Source organism: Streptomyces sp. BE20 (assembly GCF_036322525.1).
Lineage (GTDB): Bacteria > Actinomycetota > Actinomycetes > Streptomycetales > Streptomycetaceae > Kitasatospora.
On sequence record NZ_JAQYWW010001119.1, the window covers coordinates 16541 to 33075 of the forward strand.

Consider the following 16535-nt stretch of genomic DNA (forward strand, 5'->3'; position numbering starts at 1 on the left):
CTCAGGCCGCCTTTCGCGTAGTGGTGGTGGGGCGGTTGTCGCGGACGAGGGAGGCCACGCCCTCGGCCCGCAGCTCGTCCAGGGTCACGGCGGTGGCGCGGAGCCGTGCGGCCAGCGTGCGGGCCAGGCCGAGCCGGACCGGTCCGGACTCGCAGTCCAGCACCACGCTCGCCACGCCCTGCCCGGCCAGCAGCCCGGCCGCCCGGTGCGACTGCGCGACGGCGTCGCGGGCGCCGGTGGCCCGGCCGTCGGTGACCACGACCAGCAGCGGGCGGCGGTCGGGGTCGCGCAGCCGCTCGACCCGCAGCACCTCGTGGGCGCGGAGCAGCCCGGCGGCCAGGGGGGTCCGGCCGCCGGTGGGCAGCGTCTCCAGCCGGGCCGCGCCGACCTCGACCGAGGAGGTGGGCGGCAGCGCCAGTTCGGCGGACCCGCCCCGGAAGGTGATCATGCCGATCTTGTCCCGGCGCTGGTAGGCGTCCATCAGCAGGGACAGCACCGCGCCCTTGACGGCGGTCATCCGCTGCCGGGCCGCCATCGAGCCGGAGGCGTCGACCACGAACAGCACCAGGTTGGACTCCCGTCCCTGGCGGACCTGTTCGCGGAAGTCGTCCTTGTGCAGCACCAGGGCGCGGGACGCCCGGCCGCGCGCCACCTGGTGCGGTGCGGCGGCCCGCAGGGTGGCGCTCAGGTGCAGCCGGGCCAGCCGGCCCTGCGGGCGGCGGGACCTGATGGTGTGGCCGCCGTCGGTCTCGGCGGGGGAGCGGCGGCCCTGCGCGCCGCGCCCGGTGCCGTCGACGGCGAACAGCCGGGTCCGGTACGGGTCGCCGGCCGCGACGGGCGCCGACTCCCGGGCGGGGGAGGGGTGCTGGGCCGGGACGGGCTGCGGGAGTGCCGGGTCCTCGTCGGGGGAGGTGGCGTCGGCGCCGGCGGGCGGGCCGTCCGGGCCGGTCGGCTCGGGGGCGCCGCCACCGCCGTCGGGGCCGGGTCCGTCGCCCTCGGGGCCGTCCGGGCCGTCCCCGGGGTCCTGGTCGGGGTCCTCGTCCGACTCCCGGGCCTCGGCCCGCCCCTCCGCGAGGGCCTCCTCCTCGTCCTGCCGGGCCTGCTCCTCGCGGGCCTCCTCCTGCTCCTGCCGGGCCTGCTCCTCCAGCGTCCGGTCCAGCAGCTCCTCGTCCAGCCCGGGCGCGTCGAAGGGGTTGCGCCGGCGCCGGTGCGGCAGCGCCAGCTGCGCGGCCTTGCGGACGTCCTCCTCCAGCACCTCGGTGCGCCCGGACCAGGCGGCCAGCGCGACGGCGGTGCGCGCCATCACGATGTCCGCGCGCAACCCGTCCACCTCGAACGCGGCGCAGACGGCGGTGATCCGGCGGAGTGCCGCGTCGGTCAGCTCCACCTTCGGCAGCAGCTCCCGGGCGGTGGTGATCCGCAGGGCGAGCGCCCGCTCGTCCTCCTCGAACCGGTCGGCGAAGCCCGCCGGGTCGGCGTCGTAGGCGAGGCGGCGGCGCACGACCTCGGCCCGCTCCACCGGCTCCCGGGTGGCGGCGATCTCGACGGTCAGGCCGAACCGGTCGAGCAGCTGCGGCCGCAGCTCGCCCTCCTCCGGGTTCATCGTGCCGACCAGCAGGAACCGGGCCGCGTGCCGCACCGAGACGCCCTCGCGCTCGACGTACGAGCGGCCCATCGCGGCGGCGTCCAGCAGCAGGTCCACCACGTGGTCCTGGAGCAGGTTGACCTCGTCGATGTAGAGCACGCCGCGGTGCGCCTGCGCCAGCAGGCCCGGCTCGTACGCCTTGACGCCCTCGGCGAGCGCCCGCTCCAGGTCCAGCGAGCCGACGATCCGGTCCTCGGAGACGCCGACCGGCAGCTCGACCAGCCGGGCCGGTCGCGAGGACGCCCCGGCGCCGGCGTGCGCGCCGTCCGGGCACTGCGGGTCGGGCGCGGCCGGGTCGCAGGCGAAGCGGCAGCCGTCGACGGTGGCGATGGACGGCAGCAGGCCGGCCAGCGCGCGCACCATGGTCGACTTGGCGGTGCCCTTCTCGCCGCGGACGAGCACCCCGCCGACCGCCGGCGAGACCGCGTTGAGCAGCAGCCCGAGCCGTAGGTCGGCCATGCCGACGATCGCGGTGAACGGGTAGCGGACGTCACTCATGATTCTCGCTCACGATTCTCCCCAAGGGGCCCCGGGCGGCAGGAACGGCAGCGATCCGGCCGCCGGCACCCCGCCTTCGATCAGCTTCCACAGTGCGTCGGTGTCCGCGTGTTCCTCGATCAGCTCCCCCAGTCGGTCCAGCCGGGCCTCGCGCGCCGCCGCGAACGAGGTGTCCGGCGCGGGGACGAACGCCCGGCCGGCCGATGCGGCGACGTCGCGCAGCAGTTCGCGCCGGAAACCGTCGTTCTCCAGCGCGCCGTGCCAGGTCGTCCCCCAGACGGAGCCCACCCGGCAGCCGTCCAGGAAGGGGGTGCCGCCCTCGACGGTGACCACGCCGTGGTGGATCTCGTAGCCCTCGACCCGCTGCCCGTACGCCTCGCCGACCGGCCGGCCCAGCACCTTCTCGACGCCGAACCGGACGTGCGTCGGCAGCAGGCCGAGCCCCTCCACGGCGCCGGCCTTCGACTCGACCTCGTCCACGACGGTCCGCGCCAGCATCTGGTAGCCGCCGCAGACGCCGAGGACCGGACGGCCCTGCGCCGCCCGCGCCTTCAGCGCCGTCTCCAGGCCGCGCTCGCGCAGCCAGGCGAGGTCCGCGACGGTGGCCCGGGTGCCGGGGAGCACGACGAGGTCGGCGTCGGCCAGCTCCTCGGGCCGGGTGGCCCAGCGGACCAGCACCCCGGGCTCCTGGGCCAGCGCGTCCAGGTCGGTGAAGTTCGACAGCCGGGGGAAGCGCACCACGGTCACCCGCAGCACGTCCGCGCCGAGCGGCCCGCGGCCGGCCGTGCGGTCGACCACGGTGGACAGGTCGAGCGAGTCCTCGGCGTCGAGCCAGAGGTCGGGCAGCATCGGCAGGGTGCCCAGCACCGGGCGGCCGGTCAGCTCGCGGAGCATCTCCAGCCCGGGGGCGAGCAGTCGCGCGTCGCCGCGGAACTTGTTGACGAACCAGCCGGCCACGTGCCGCTGGTCCTCGGCCGAGAGCAGCGCCAGCGTCCCGTACATCGCCGCGAACACCCCGCCCCGGTCGATGTCCCCGACCACGACGACCGGCAGCCCGGCGGCGGTGGCCAGGCCCATGTTGGCGATGTCCCGGTCCCGGAGGTTGATCTCGGCGGGCGAGCCGGCGCCCTCGCAGATCACCACGTCGTACCGGCGGCGCAGGTCCGCGAGGCACTCCAGGGCCCGCTCCAGCAGCACCGGCTTGCGGTCGCGGTAGTCCAGCGCGCCGACCTCGGCGACCGCCCGGCCGAGCAGCACGACCTGGCTGCGGCCGTTCGCGCCGGGCTTGAGCAGCACCGGGTTCATGGCCGCCTCGGGCTCCACCCGGGCGGCCTGCGCCTGCATCGCCTGCGCGCGGCCGATCTCGGCGCCGTCCGCGGTGACGAAGGAGTTCAGCGACATGTTCTGCGCCTTGAACGGCGCGACGCGGACGCCCTGACGGGCCAGCCAGCGGCAGATGCCGGCGGTGACCACGCTCTTCCCGGCGTCCGAGGTCGTCCCGGCGACCAGCAGTGCGTTGCTCATGCCCCACCCCTTCTCCTGCTCAGGGCCGCCCGGAGCAGCAGATGCCCGGCGACCGTCGTACCCAGCGCCAGCGCGCCCACCCGTCGGGAGAGCACGCAGGCCCGCTCGATGTCGTCCACCCCGACCGGCCGGAGCCCCTCGCCGAGCACCGGCCGGTGCTCGACGCGGTCGCCGTACCGGAGCGTCCCGCCCAGGCGGACGCCGACCGCACCGGCGAAGGCCGATTCGGCCTGGCCCGCGTTCGGGCTGGGGTGTGCGGAGCCGTCCCGCCGCCAGACCCGCCAGGCGGTGCGCGGTTCGGGCGCGGCGGCGACGGTCAGCAGCGCGGTCAGCCGGGCGCCCGGCCAGCCGGCCACGTCGTCCAGCCGCGCGGAGGCCCAGCCGAACCGGGCGTACCGGGGCGAGCGGTGGCCGACCATCGCGTCCAGGGTGTTGACGGCGCGGAACGCCAGCAGGCCCGGTGTGCCCGCGAGCCCGCCCCAGACCAGCGCGTTGACCACGGCGTCGGCGGTGTTCTCGGCGACCGACTCGACCACCGCGCGGGCCAGCTGGGCCTCGTCCAGGGTGCTCGGGTCGCGGCCGCACAGGTGCGGCAGCCGCTCCCGGGCCGCCGTCAGGTCGCCTGCGGCGAGCGAGCGGCCGATGGTCCGGGCCTCCCGGGTCAGCGAGGTGCCGCCGAGCACGGTCCAGGTCGCGGCGGCGGCCAGGGCGGCCCGCCCGAGCGGCCGCCGGCCGAGCAGCCGGTCGGCGGCCACGGCGCCGGCCGCGACGGTGCCCACGCAGAGCGCGGTGTAGGCGGTGCCGGTGGCGCGGTCGTCGCGCCAGATCCGCCGTTCCAGCCGGTTCGCGGCGGTGCCGAAGACGGCGACCGGGTGGCCGCGGCGAGGATCGCCGAGCCGGGTGTCGGCGAGGTATCCGGCGACCGCGCCCGCGGCGAACGCGGCGGCGCGGGTCAGCGGACGCACGGCGGGGTGCGGTGGCGGGTCGTCGCGGCCGGGGCAGGCTGCATCGCGTGGGTGTCCTCACTCAGGGTCCGCGCCCTGGATCGACGTACCGGGGGCGAGAGTCTCCTGGCTTCCGGGTCGGACGCCCGCCCGGGCCTTCCAGCGGCTTCTGACGGCTCGCCGTGGCATTGTCCGGACGTGCTCCCCGGTGACAGTGGCGGGACCGCGCCGGACTCGCACCGGCTTCCTCTGCTTGCCTCCGTATGGCTGAAGGATCCCATCACGCCCCCGAACCGGGAGTCAACCGAGGTCACGGAGCGTTCGGTCACACCGCCGGTCCTCGCGCGGCCCCCGCCCCGGCCCGCCCCGGAGGCTCTCGCCCCGGTGTGACGTTGCTCCCGATCTGACACGGACGGCCGTGTCCTACTGGCCACCGGCCGCCGCCGCTAGTGGACTGGGGCCAGAACACCCTCCGGCACCGGGACTTAACTGCGGGGAGCGAGTATGCGTTGGGGAATCGCGGCCACCGTGGCCGCCGCCGCCGTCGGTACGGGGGCGGCCGTGCTGGTGATCGGCCGGCGGGCGTCCGAGCGGATGGTCCACCCGGCCGTCGCGGCCCGGACGAGGTCCGGCCCGGTGCAGGTCCTGACCCTCGGCGCGGGGCGGGTCGGCTTCACCCGCGGCCCGGAGAGCGAACGCCCCGGCCGCTGGGCCGTGGAGTGGGGAGAGGACGGGCACGCGGTCGTCGGCGAGGTCCTGCACAGCGACGGGAAGGGCGTCACCCGCCGCCTGCTCCGGGCGGACCGGGGCACCCTCACGCCCGGGACCGAGGTCCGCTTCACCCCCCGGGTCCATCTCGGGGACCCGACCACCGCGCTCGGGATCCCGTTCACCGAGACCGCCGTCGAGGGCGAGCTGGGTGCGCTGCCCGCCTGGCGGCTGGACGGCGCGCGGGGCACCTGGGTGATCCTGGTGCACGGTCCCGGCGCCGACCGCTCCCAGGCTCTCCCGGTGCTCCCGCTGCTCCGGCGGCTGGCCCTGCCGGTGCTCGCCGTCAGCTACCGGGGCGACGCGGGTGCGCCGGCCTCCCCGGACGGCCTCGGCCACTTCGGCGAGACCGAGTGGCGCGACGTCGAGGCGGCGATCCGGCGCGCGCTGGACAGCGGCGCCGGCAAGGTCGTCCTCTACGGCTGGTCGCTCGGCGCCACCACGGCCCTGCAGACCGCCGCCCGCTCCGGCTGGGCAGGCTCGATCAGCAGCCTGATCCTGGACTCGCCGGTGCTGGACTGGCCGGCCGGCGCGCGGCGCGGTGCGGCCCGGGCCGGCTACCGGGGCGTGGCCGCCGAACTGGGCGCGCTCGCCGCCGAGGGACGCACCGGCCTGGATCTGGCCGACTTCGCGCGCCTCGCCGACGGCACCGACCTGCGGGTCCCCACTCTGGTGCTGCACGGCCCGGACGACCCGGTGGCCCCGTTCCGCGCGGCCGAGCGCCTCGCCGGGAGGCGCCCGGACGTGGTCAACCTCCAGGCCTTTCCCGGCGGTGACCACGCCGCACTCTGGAACACCGACCCGGAGCGCTACGAGGAGACCCTCCGCCGTTGGCTCACGCCCTTCCTCTGAGCGCGCCCGGCCCGGTCCACCCGGCCGCGGCGGCTCCCCGGCCGCCGCGGCCGCTTCCCCTCTCCCTTTCCTCCCCGCTTTCCCTTCCCTCCCTCCCCCGGTCACGAGTGGCATGGACCCGCCACTAAGATCAAGCCAGTCGGTTTGGCCTCTGTTGCCCGATCTTGTGGAGGCCCCGCGCCCGCCGCCCGGCCCGCGCGTGCAACCGGATGTGACAGATGGCCGGTACAAGGGGAAGACTGCTCGACGTGACGTCTCGGAACCCGCGCGACCGTGATGCCCCGCTCCCGCCGACGATCGGTACCGGTGCGACGGTGACCCGTCTCCCCGGAACTGCCCACCGCCCCGCCGGCGCCAGGCCGGGGACCTCCGGCGTACCCCGCCGACGAGGCCCGGCCCCCGCACCCGGCCGCGGCCGGGTCCCCGTGCCGGAGGGCTTCCCCGCACCCGCCGAACTCGCCCCGCTGGCCCGCCGCATGCTGGTCGACGCCGTCCGGATCGCCCGTTGGGCCGGCGACCTCGACGAGGTCGACAAGCGCGGCGAGCTGCTCCCCGACGACGCCCGGGCCGCCGGCCGCGCCCTCGCCATGACGGTGGGCGCCGCGGCCAAGGCCTGGGGCCAGGCGCTGCTGGTCGGCCTGGTCGAGGCCAGGGACGGCGGCGCCGTCCCCGGCTGGCGCCTGCACGCCTGGGAGCACGACGACGAGGCGGTGGTCCGCGGCTGGTCGGCACTGTTCGACGCCTGGACCCTGCTCGCCCCGGTCCCGCCCGCCGCCCTGCGCGGCGTCTTCGCGGTGCTCGCCGGGCAGGCCGTCGACCAGGCCCCGCAACTGCTCTCCTTCCTGCACCTGGTGGACGGCCCGGTCGCCGACATGGAGCTGCTGGAGCTGCTCCGGCGAGGTCTGGACGAGCGCCGGGTCGGCGGTGGCGAGAGCACCTTCGGCCTCTCGCCCGTCCCGCACGCGGCCTCGGCGATCTCCGCGGTCCGCGGCACCTGCCGCGAGCCGCAGATCGACACCCCGGCCTCGCCCGCCGACGTGGCGGCCGTCCTCGACTGGATGCTGGACGGCCTCGCCGCCGTCGGCGCACTGGTCCGCCGGGACAACGCCGCCGACCTGTCGCCGCTCGGGCACTGGGCGGTGCGGGCCAAGCTGGAGGAGATCTGCACCGTCGCGCAGACCGCCGCCGGCCACATCGAGCAGAGCGCGCCGGAACTGCTGAGCGCCTGCGCCGACTACTCGCCGGGCCCGGCCCGCGCCGAGTACCGCGCCTGGCTGGCGGCCCGCCCGGCCGACCGGGCGGTGGCCGAGCTGCTGGAGGCGGCGCAGGGCGAGGACGCGCTGGTCCGCGGCCTGGCCTTCGAGGCGCTCCGGGTCGCCGGCTCCACCGCCGAGCAGGCCGTCCGGGCCGCCGTCGACGAGCCGGTGCTGCGCCCGTACGCGCTCCTCTGGCTCGCCGAGCGCTCGGACGAGGGGGTCTCGCCGGCCGACGTGCTGGGGGCGGAGGACGCCGCCTGGCTCTGGGTGGACACCGCCGCCGCCGTGCTGGACCACGGGGAGACGGAGCTGCTGGTCGGCCACGTCGAGGGCGCTTCGGCCGGTGACCCGGTGCGACTGTTCGCCCGGGCCCGGCAGTCCGGACACCCGCGGGCGGCCTCGGTGCTGACCGCCGTCTCCGGCGTCCACCCGGACCCGGCGGTGGCCCGCGCGGCGCGCCGTTCGGCCTTCAGCGTCCACCGCGGCGGCGCCTGAGCGGTCCGCCCGGGAGCCCCCGGCGCGGCGCACGACATGACGAAGGGCCCGGTCCCTGGGGGATCCGGGCCCTTCGTCATGCGTCTCGTCGGTCGTCAGCCGATCCGGGACTCCGCGCGGCGTGCCCGCACGTCCCCGACCTTCTGGCCCACCTTGCGGCGGATGACCAGCAGCGGGGCCATCGCGGCCAGCGCGATCTGGCCGAACGCGCCGATGTGCAGCAGGTAGTCGCCGCCCTTCAGGCCGGTCGCCCAGGCCGCCAGGCAGCCGATGGAGAGCACGATCCAGCAGAGCGTCGCGGTGGCCAGCAGCCCCTGCGGCTTCGGGTACTCGATCCGGCTGACCATCAGGTACGCCACGCCGAAGATGGCGAGCAGACCGGGCAGGAACGGCGGGTCGAGCAGCACGATGGCGATCACCGTCATCGCACCCATCGGGCAGGGCATGCCCTGGAACACCCCGGGTCGCATCTTCACGGCGGAGAAGCGGGCGAGCCGCAGCACCACCGCGAGCAGCACGGTCAGCGCGATCAGCGCCGAGAGCCGGCTGTTGGAGCCCGGCGAGACCATGCCCCAGACGGCGACGAAGTAGGCCGGCGCGATGCCGAAGCTGATCAGGTCGGCCAGGTTGTCGAGTTCCGCCCCGAGGGCGGAGGAGCGCAGCTTGCGCGCCACCAGCCCGTCGAAGAGGTCGCACATCGAGCCGATCAGCAGCAGCGTCACCGCGGTGGCGGCACTGTGCTTGTCCGGCGCGGCGCCCGGGTTGGTGATGTGCGGGACGAGCACCCCGGTGGTGATCGAGTAGATCGCCAGGAAGCCGCAGACGGCGTTCCCCAGGGTCAGGAAGTCGGCGGTGGAGAGGTGCTGCGGCGAACGCGGAGCACGCAGCTCGCGGTCGCGTGCCCAGCGGCGGCGGCGCAGCGCCGTCTCCTCGTCGTCCAGGCCGACGATCGTTTCAGGATCAGTCACGGTCAAGGCGCGTCACCCCGGCTGTGGTCTTCTGGCCGACCTCGACGCCGACCTCGACGCCGGCCGGCAGGTAGGTGTCGACCCGGGAGCCGAAGCGGATCAGACCGATCCGCTCGCCCTGCTCGACCTTGGTACCGGCGTCGACGTACGGCACGATGCGACGGGCCACGGCCCCCGCGATCTGCACCATCTCGATGTCGCCGAGCTCGGTGTCGAAGTGCCAGACGACCCGCTCGTTCTGGTCGCTGTCCTTGTTGAAGGCGGGGACGAAGCCGCCGGGCACGTGCTCCACGGAGGTCACCGTGCCGGGCAGCGGTGCGCGGTTGACGTGGACGTTGAGCGGGCTCATGAAGATCGCGACGCGGGTGCGGCCGTCCGGCCACGCGTCGATGCTCTGAACCACGCCGTCGGCGGGGGAGATCACTCTGCCCGTGCCGATCTCACGCTCGGGGTCGCGGAAGAACCACAGCATGCCGGCGCCGAGCGCACAGGCGGGCACCGCCGCCAGGGCCCACGTGCCGTTGCGCCGGGTGAGGGCGGTGGTCACGGCGGCCGTGGCGAGGGTGGGGACGAACCAGGGGGTGGCTCCGCGCGCGATGGTCACGCGGGGTCGCCGACCGGCCGCCGGAGCTGCGAGGGCATCGCGGTCCGTGACGGAGGTGTGAGGGGACGGGCTGATGGGCATCGAAAACCTTTGTCGCGGGGGATCATGGCCGCTGGACGGGGGCCACCGCGGGATCGGGTAATAGAGGGACGTCTGCTGTCCCGGTGGATGCTATCGGGAGCACACGGTGGGTGGGCAACCCGCCTGCTCGTTCATGTGTCCTGCTGGAGGCGCCGGTGCGCCTCTGTGTATACGACCGTAGCTCGCCCCCGTCCGGTTCCCAAGGGACCGGGCAGAGCTGGTGACACTTGTCTCAGCAGAGTGTCCGGCAGGGCATGCCGGAGCGGCCCCGGGGCGCGTGACGGCAGTCGTACGCCCCGGGGCCGCTCCGAGGGCCGTGCCGGGCCCGGGCGGACCAGGCGCGGGACCGGTGCACGGCCCGGTGCCGGGACGGGCCCGCACGCCCGTCGACCGGCCGTCCTCGGACCGTCCGCCCGGCGTGCCGCAGGTCACGCGGCACGGGTCGGGTACGACGGAACGGGTCGGGTTCACTCCGCGATGCGGTACTCCTCCAGCAGCCGGCGCCCGACGATCATCTTCTGGATCTCCGCAGTACCTTCACCGATCAGCAGCATCGGGGCCTCCCGGTAGAGCCGCTCGATCTCGTACTCCTTGGAGAAGCCGTAGCCGCCGTGGATGCGGAAGGAGTCCTCGACGACCTCCTTGCAGTACTCGGAGGCGAGGTACTTGGCCATGCCGGCCTCCAGGTCGTTCCGCTCGCCGCCGTCCTTCTTGCGGGCGGCCATCACCATCATCTGGTGCGCGGCCTCGACCTTGGTGGCCATCTCGGCGAGCTTGAACTGGATCGCCTGGTGCTCGGCGATCTTCTTGCCGAAGGTGCTCCGCTGCTGGGCGTAGGCGATGCCCAGCTCGAAGGCGCGCCGCGCGACGCCGCAGCCGCGCGCGGCCACGTTGACCCGGCCGACCTCGACGCCGTCCATCATCTGGTAGAAGCCCTTGCCCGGGACGCCGCCGAGGACCCGGTCGGCCGGGATCCGGACGTCCTGGAGGACCAGCTCGGTGGTGTCGACGCCCTTGTAGCCCATCTTCTCGATCTTCCCGGGCACCGTGAGGCCGGGGACGGTCGGGTTCGGGCCGAATCCCGCCGTCTTCTCGATCAGGAAGGTGGTCATGTTCCGGTACGGGGTGGAGCCGCCCTCGTCGGTCTTGCAGAGCACCGCGACCAGGGTGGACGTGCCGCCGTTGGTCAGCCACATCTTCTGGCCGTTGAGGACGTAGAAGTCGCCGTCCCGGACGCCCTTGGTGGAGATCGCGGCGACGTCGGAGCCGAGGCCCGGCTCGGACATCGAGAAGGCGCCGCGGATCTCGCCGGCCGCCATCTTCGGCAGGAAGTAGTCCTTCTGCTCCTGGGTGCCGTGCGCGTTGATCATGTGCGCCACGATGAAGTGCGTGTTGACGATGCCGGACACCGACATCCAGCCGCGGGCGATCTCCTCGACCACCAGGGCGTAGGTGAGCAGCGACTCCCCGAGGCCGCCGTACTCCTCGGGGATGGTCAGGCCGAAGAGCCCGAGCTGCTTCATGCCCTCGACGATCGCGGTCGGGTACTCGTCCTTGTGCTCCAGCTCGGTCGCGACCGGGATGATCTCCTTGTCGACGAACTCGCGCACGGTGGCGAGGATGTCCCGCTGGATCTCGGTGAGGCCGTCGGTCTGTGCGAGGCGTCCCATCGTGCGGCTCCTGTCATGCCTGAAGAAGAAGAGGGTGGGGGTACGGGGGCTCCGCGGGCGTGACTTCCGCGGAGCCCCCGTGTACCGGGTGGGGCCACGGCCGATGACGGCGGCCGGCCCGTCCGGGGTCCTTGGGGCGGGCCGTGCTCAGGCCGACGGGGTGGGGCGGCCGGGCTGCTCCCCGCCGCGCGCGGTGGTGTAGGTCGCGGTCGGGACCATCACCTTGCGGCGGAAGAGGCAGACGACCGTGCCGTCCTGCTTGTAGCCCTTGGTCTCGACGTACACGATGCCGCGGTCGTCCTTGGACTTGGACGGCCACTTGTCGAGCACGGTGGTCTCGCCGTAGATCGTGTCGCCGTGGAAGGTCGGCGCGACGTGCCGCAGCGACTCGATCTCCAGGTTGGCGATCGCCTTGCCGGAGACGTCCGGGACGGACATGCCGAGCAGCAGCGAGTAGACGTAGTTGCCCACCACGACGTTCCGGCCGAAGTCGGTGGTGTGCTCGGCGTAGTGGGCGTCCAGGTGGAGCGGGTGGTGGTTCATGGTGAGGAGGCAGAAGAGGTGGTCGTCGTACTCGGTGACCGTCTTGCCGGGCCAGTGCTTGTAGACCGCGCCGACCTCGAACTCCTCGTAGGTGCGTCCGAACTGCATGATCGATGGTTCCTTACCGGTCTCAAACCTGCGGGGGCTCGAACGTGGAGGTGCGGCGGAAGCCCGCGGCCCGGCCCTTGCCGGCGATGACCAGCGCCATCTTGCGGCTGGCCTCGTCGATCATCTCGTCGCCGAGCATCGCCGAACCCTTGGCGCCGCCCGCCTCGGAGGTGCACCAGTCGTAGGCGTCGAGGATCAGCTCGGCGTGGTCGTAGTCCTCCTGGGAGGGCGAGAAGAGCTCGTTGGCGGCGGCGACCTGGTCCGGGTGGAGCACCCACTTGCCGTCGAAGCCGAGGGCGGCGGCGCGGCCGGCCACCTCGCGGTAGCCCTCCTGGTTGCGGATCTGGAGGTACGGGCCGTCGATCGCCTGGAGGTCGTTGGCGCGTGCGGCCATCAGGATGCGCATCAGGATGTAGTGGTAGGCGTCGGCCGGGTAGCCGGGCGGCTGCTCGCCGACCACCAGGGACTTCATGTTGATCGAGGCCATGAAGTCGGCCGGGCCGAAGATGATGGTCTCCAGCCGGGGCGAGGACTCGGCGATCGCGTCGACGTTGATCAGGCCCTTGGCGTTCTCGATCTGCGCCTCGATGCCGATCCTGCCGACCTCGAAGCCCATGGTCTTCTCGATCTGGGTGAGCAGCAGGTCGAGCGCCCTGACCTGCTCGGCGTCCTGGACCTTCGGCAGCATGATGCAGTCGAGGTTGGGGCCGGCGCCCTCGACCACGGTGATCACGTCGCGGTAGGTCCAGTGGGTGGTCCAGTCGTTGACCCGGACGACCTTGGTCTTCGTGCCCCAGTCGCCGTTGTTCAGGGCGTCGACGATGGTGTGCCGGGCGCTCTCCTTGACCAGCGGGGCGCAGGCGTCCTCCAGGTCGAGGAAGACCTGGTCGGCGTCGAGGCCCTGGGCCTTCTCCAGGAACCGCGGGTTGGAGCCGGGCACGGCCAGGCAGGAGCGGCGGGGGCGCAGACGGTGGGGGGCGGCGGGAGTGCTCATGAGGGGTGGTCGGTTCCTTCCGGGGTCAGCTGCTGGACGCGGCGGTGCAGGACGTCCAGGGCTGGAGCCTGTTGGCCAGCCGGATCTCGTCCACGATCCGGCCGATGATGGTCGTGATGCCGAAGTCCTTCGGGGTGAACACGGCGGCGATGCCGGCGGCCTTGAGGGCCTCGCCGTCCGCTGCCGGGATGATGCCACCCACGATCACCGGGACATCCTCCACCCCGGCCCGGCGGAGCCGGTGCAGGACGTCGGGCACCAGCTCGGAATGGGCACCGGAGAGGATCGACAGGCCCACGCAGTGCACGTCCTCGGCGACGGCCGCCGAGACGATCTGCTCCGGGGTGAGCCGGATGCCCTGGTAGACCACCTCGAACCCGGCGTCGCGGGCCCGGACGGCGATCTGCTCGGCGCCGTTGGAGTGCCCGTCCAGGCCGGGCTTGCCGACCAGCAGGCGCAGCTTTCCGGCGCCCAGCTCGGCGGCGGTCGCGGCGACCGCCTCGCGGACCGCGGCCAGTTCGCCGCCGGGTTCGGCGGTCACCGCGACCGGGGCGCCGCCGACGCCGGTGGGGGCGCGGTACTCACCGAAGACCTCGCGCAGGGCGAACGCCCACTCGCCGGTGGTGACCCCGGCGCGGGCGCAGACCAGGGTGGCCGGCATCAGGTTGTCGCCGGTGGCGGCGACGGTCTTGAGGTCCTCCAGGGCCCGCAGTGCAGAAGGCTCGTCGCGCTGCCCGCGCCAGGCCTCCAGGGCGTTGAGCACGGACTGCTCGGAGGCCGGGTCGACGACCATGATCGCGGTGTCGAGGTCGGCCGTGAGCGGGCTCTCCTCGGTCGTGTCGAAGCAGTTCACCCCGATGATCCGGTCCTCGCCGGACTCGATCCGGGCCCGGCGGGCGGCGTGCGAGGCGACCAGGTTGGACTTGAGGTAGCCGGACTCGACGGCCGGGATGACCCCGCCCATCTCCAGCACCTTGGCGATCTCGGCCTCGGCGCCGGCCAGCAGGTCGGCGGTCTTGGCCTCGATCACCTCGGAGCCGTTGAAGATGTCCCCGTACTCCAGCAGGTCGGACTCGTAGGCGAGCACCTGCTGGATCCGCAGCGACCACTGCTGGTCCCAGGGGCGGGGCAGGCCGAGCGCCTCGTTCCAGGCGGGCAGCTGGACGGCGCGGGCGCGGGCGTCCTTGGAGAGCGTGACGGCGAGCATCTCCAGCACGATCCGCTGGACGTTGTTCTCCGGCTGGGCCTCGGTCAGGCCGAGCGAGTTGACCTGGACGCCGTAGCGGAACCGGCGCTGCTTGGCGTCCTCGATGCCGTACCGCTCCCGGGTGACCTTCTCCCAGAGCCGGCCGAAGGCGCGCATCTTGCACATCTCCTCGACGAACCGCACGCCGGCGTTCACGAAGAAGGAGATCCGGGCGACCACCTCGCCCATCCGCTCGGCCGGCACCTGGCCGGAGTCGCGGACGGCGTCCAGCACCTCGATCGCCGTGCACATCGCGTAGGCGATCTCCTGGACGGGGGTGGCCCCGGCCTCCTGGAGGTGGTAGCTGCAGATGTTGATCGGGTTCCACTTCGGGATGTTCCCGACGGTGTAGGCGATCATGTCGGTGATCAGGCGCACCGACGGCCCGGGCGGGAAGACGTGCGTCCCGCGCGACAGGTACTCCTTGACGATGTCGTTCTGGGTGGTGCCGGTGAGCTTGGCGATGTCGGCGCCCTGCTCCTCGGCGACCACCTGGTAGAGCGCCAGCAGCCACATCGCGGTGGCGTTGATCGTCATCGAGGTGTTGGTCTGTTCGAGCGGGATCCCGTCGAACAGGGCCCGCATGTCGCCGACGTGACCCACCGGCACGCCGACCCGGCCGACCTCGCCGCGGGCGAGGATGTGGTCGGAGTCGTAGCCGGTCTGGGTCGGCAGGTCGAAGGCGACGGAGAGGCCGGTCTGCCCCTTGGCGAGGTTCTTCCGGTAGAGCGCGTTGGAGTCGCTCGCGGTCGAGTGGCCGGCGTACGTGCGCATCAGCCACGGCCGGTCGCGCGGCACGCGCCCGCCCGCCGCCGCCGTCGGCGCGCCCTCCGGCCCGTCCGCCCGGGCAGTCATCAGACGTTCCTGAAGCGGTTGATGGCCGGCAGGTGCTTCTCGCGCAGTTCGGCGTCGCGCACGCCCAGACCCTCCTGCGGGGCCAGGCAGAGCACGCCGACCTTGCCCTGGTGCTTGTTCTGGTGGACGTCCAGCGCGGCCTGGCCGGTCTGGTCGAGCGAGTACACCTTGGAGACCGTCGGGTGGATCTTGCCCTTGGCCACCAGGCGGTTGGCCTCCCAGGCCTCCCGGTAGTTGGCGAAGTGCGAGCCGACGATCCGCTTGAGCGACATCCACAGGTAGCGGTTGTCGTACTGGTGCATGAAGCCGGAGGTGGAGGCGCAGGTGACGATGGTGCCGCCCTTGCGGGTGACGTACACCGAGGCGCCGAAGGTCTCGCGGCCCGGGTGCTCGAAGACGATGTCGACGTCCTCGCCGCCGGTCAGCTCGCGGATCCGCCCGCCCAGGCGCTTCCACTCGCGCGGGTCCTGGGTCTGCTCGTCCTTCCAGAACCGGTAGCCCTCGGCGGAGCGGTCGATGATCGCCTCGGCGCCCATCGCCCGGCAGATCTCGGCCTTCTGGTCGCTGGAGACCACACAGATCGGGGTGGCGCCGCCGGCCAGGGCGTACTGGGTGGCGTACGAGCCGAGGCCGCCGCTGGCGCCCCAGATCAGCACGTTGTCGCCCTGCTTCATGCCCGCGCCGTTCCGCGAGACCAGCTGGCGGTAGGCGGTGGAGTTGACCAGGCCGGGGGAGGCGGCCTCCTCCCAGGTCAGGTGGGCCGGCTTGGGCATCAGCTGGTTGGTCTTCACCAGCGCCAGCTGGGCCAGGCCGCCGAAGTTGGTCTCGAAGCCCCAGATCCGCTGCTCCGGGTCCATCATCGTGTCGTTGTGGCCGTCGGAGGACTCCAGCTCGACCGAGAGGCAGTGCGCGACGACCTCGTCGCCGGGCTTCCAGGCGTTGACCCCGGCACCGGTGCGCAGCACCACCCCGGCGAGGTCCGAACCGAGCACGTGGTACGGCAGGTCGTGGCGCCTGGTGAGCGGCGAGAGCCGGCCGTAGCGCTCCAGGAAGCCGAAGGTGGAGACCGGCTCGAAGATCGAGCTCCACACCGTGTTGTAGTTCACGGCGCTCGCCATGACGGCGATCAGGGCCTCGCCCGGGCCCAGCTCGGGCAGCGCGACGTCGTCGAGGTGGAGTGACGTGCGAGGGTCCTTGTCGCGGCTGTCGAGGCCCGCGAACATCTGCTCCTCGTCCTTGTGGAGCGTCACCGCTCGGTAGGACTCCGGCAGCGCCAGGGCGGCGAAGTCCGCCGGGGTGCTGTCGGGGCTGAGGATCGCGTCGAGGATTTCCTTCATGGCTGCCTCCGAAGGCGTACCTGTGTGAGGGCACAGGGCGTCTGGGGGAGCCGGGCGCGGACACCGGCTTCGCTGGGTTGGGTGGTGGGTGGAACGTGGCTGGCGGGCCGGCCTGCGGGCCTGGCCTTCAGGGCGTCGTTCCCGGGG

General features: G+C 73.6%; 12 protein-coding genes and 1 riboswitch. Of the genes, 2 read left to right on the forward strand and 10 right to left on the reverse strand.

The window, feature by feature from the left end:
* Position 1: 1 nt before the first annotated feature.
* Genes PUR61_RS34080 through PUR61_RS34090 form a run of 3 tightly spaced genes read right to left on the reverse strand, consistent with a single transcriptional unit; the run spans position 2 to position 4632 of the window.
* Positions 2 to 2143 carry a putative cobaltochelatase gene (locus PUR61_RS34080; RefSeq protein ID WP_329883394.1) on the reverse strand — a complete coding sequence of 714 codons (2142 nt, stop codon included), beginning with the start codon at positions 2141 to 2143 and terminating at the stop codon, positions 2 to 4.
* Positions 2144 to 2152: 9 nt separating this feature from the next.
* The gene (locus tag PUR61_RS34085) at positions 2153 to 3667 is read right to left on the reverse strand and encodes a cobyric acid synthase (RefSeq protein WP_329883395.1); all 1515 of its coding nucleotides are present in this window, start codon (positions 3665 to 3667) and stop codon (positions 2153 to 2155) included.
* Entirely contained in the window at positions 3664 to 4632 is a 969-nt protein-coding gene (locus PUR61_RS34090; protein ID WP_329883396.1) for a cobalamin biosynthesis protein, read from the reverse strand. Before PUR61_RS34090 ends, PUR61_RS34085 begins: the two co-directional genes overlap by 4 nt.
* 76 nt (positions 4633 to 4708) lie before the next feature.
* Positions 4709 to 4916, reverse strand: a riboswitch (cobalamin riboswitch).
* A 199-nt stretch (positions 4917 to 5115) separates the two neighbouring features.
* Between PUR61_RS34090 and PUR61_RS34095 the strand changes: the two genes are divergently transcribed.
* Together PUR61_RS34095 and PUR61_RS34100 are read left to right on the forward strand one after the other, a co-directional pair.
* Entirely contained in the window at positions 5116 to 6231 is a 1116-nt protein-coding gene (locus tag PUR61_RS34095; RefSeq protein WP_329883397.1) for an alpha/beta hydrolase family protein, read from the forward strand.
* 248 nt (positions 6232 to 6479) lie between these two features.
* Positions 6480 to 7982 (forward strand): hypothetical protein, encoded by a 1503-nt coding sequence (locus tag PUR61_RS34100; RefSeq protein WP_329883398.1) that lies wholly within the window; start codon positions 6480 to 6482, stop codon positions 7980 to 7982.
* A gap of 95 nt (positions 7983 to 8077) precedes the next feature.
* Here PUR61_RS34100 and PUR61_RS34105 read toward each other — a convergent pair whose 3' ends face one another.
* The 7 genes from PUR61_RS34105 to ccrA form a co-directional block, all read right to left on the reverse strand.
* Positions 8078 to 8956 (reverse strand): CDP-alcohol phosphatidyltransferase family protein, encoded by an 879-nt coding sequence (locus tag PUR61_RS34105; RefSeq protein WP_380353877.1) that lies wholly within the window; start codon positions 8954 to 8956, stop codon positions 8078 to 8080.
* On the reverse strand, positions 8943 to 9635 hold the full coding sequence (locus PUR61_RS34110) for a phosphatidylserine decarboxylase (RefSeq protein WP_329883399.1): 693 nt from the start codon (positions 9633 to 9635) through the stop codon (positions 8943 to 8945). Before PUR61_RS34110 ends, PUR61_RS34105 begins: the two co-directional genes overlap by 14 nt.
* Positions 9636 to 10102: 467 nt before the next feature.
* Complete coding sequence (locus tag PUR61_RS34115) at positions 10103 to 11305, reverse strand: acyl-CoA dehydrogenase family protein (RefSeq protein WP_329883400.1); 1203 nt, start codon at positions 11303 to 11305, stop codon at positions 10103 to 10105.
* A gap of 147 nt (positions 11306 to 11452) precedes the next feature.
* Entirely contained in the window at positions 11453 to 11956 is a 504-nt protein-coding gene (locus PUR61_RS34120) for a MaoC family dehydratase (RefSeq protein WP_329883401.1), read from the reverse strand.
* Between the two features lie 22 nt (positions 11957 to 11978).
* Positions 11979 to 12950 carry an HpcH/HpaI aldolase/citrate lyase family protein gene (locus PUR61_RS34125; protein WP_329883402.1) on the reverse strand — a complete coding sequence of 324 codons (972 nt, stop codon included), beginning with the start codon at positions 12948 to 12950 and terminating at the stop codon, positions 11979 to 11981.
* Positions 12951 to 12975: 25 nt separating this feature from the next.
* Complete coding sequence (locus PUR61_RS34130) at positions 12976 to 15051, reverse strand: protein meaA (RefSeq protein WP_329883403.1); 2076 nt, start codon at positions 15049 to 15051, stop codon at positions 12976 to 12978.
* A complete protein-coding gene (gene ccrA, locus PUR61_RS34135) occupies positions 15051 to 16388 on the reverse strand; it encodes a crotonyl-CoA carboxylase/reductase (protein WP_329883404.1) in 1338 nt (445 codons plus the stop codon). Before ccrA ends, PUR61_RS34130 begins: the two co-directional genes overlap by 1 nt.
* Between the last annotated feature and the right edge of the window lie 147 nt (positions 16389 to 16535).

Bases quoted from the DNA above. Each gene is read 5' to 3' on its own strand.
- PUR61_RS34080 (WP_329883394.1), bottom strand. From the start codon at position 2,143: ATGAGTGACGTCCGCTACCCGTTCACCGCGATCGTCGGCATGGCCGAC.
- PUR61_RS34085 (WP_329883395.1), bottom strand. From the start codon at position 3,667: ATGAGCAACGCACTGCTGGTCGCCGGGACGACCTCGGACGCCGGGAAG.
- PUR61_RS34095 (WP_329883397.1), top strand. From the start codon at position 5,116: ATGCGTTGGGGAATCGCGGCCACCGTGGCCGCCGCCGCCGTCGGTACG.
- PUR61_RS34110 (WP_329883399.1), bottom strand. From the start codon at position 9,635: ATGCCCATCAGCCCGTCCCCTCACACCTCCGTCACGGACCGCGATGCC.
- PUR61_RS34115 (WP_329883400.1), bottom strand. From the start codon at position 11,305: ATGGGACGCCTCGCACAGACCGACGGCCTCACCGAGATCCAGCGGGAC.
- PUR61_RS34120 (WP_329883401.1), bottom strand. From the start codon at position 11,956: ATGCAGTTCGGACGCACCTACGAGGAGTTCGAGGTCGGCGCGGTCTAC.
- PUR61_RS34125 (WP_329883402.1), bottom strand. From the start codon at position 12,950: ATGAGCACTCCCGCCGCCCCCCACCGTCTGCGCCCCCGCCGCTCCTGC.
- PUR61_RS34130 (WP_329883403.1), bottom strand. From the start codon at position 15,051: ATGACTGCCCGGGCGGACGGGCCGGAGGGCGCGCCGACGGCGGCGGCG.
- ccrA (WP_329883404.1), bottom strand. From the start codon at position 16,388: ATGAAGGAAATCCTCGACGCGATCCTCAGCCCCGACAGCACCCCGGCG.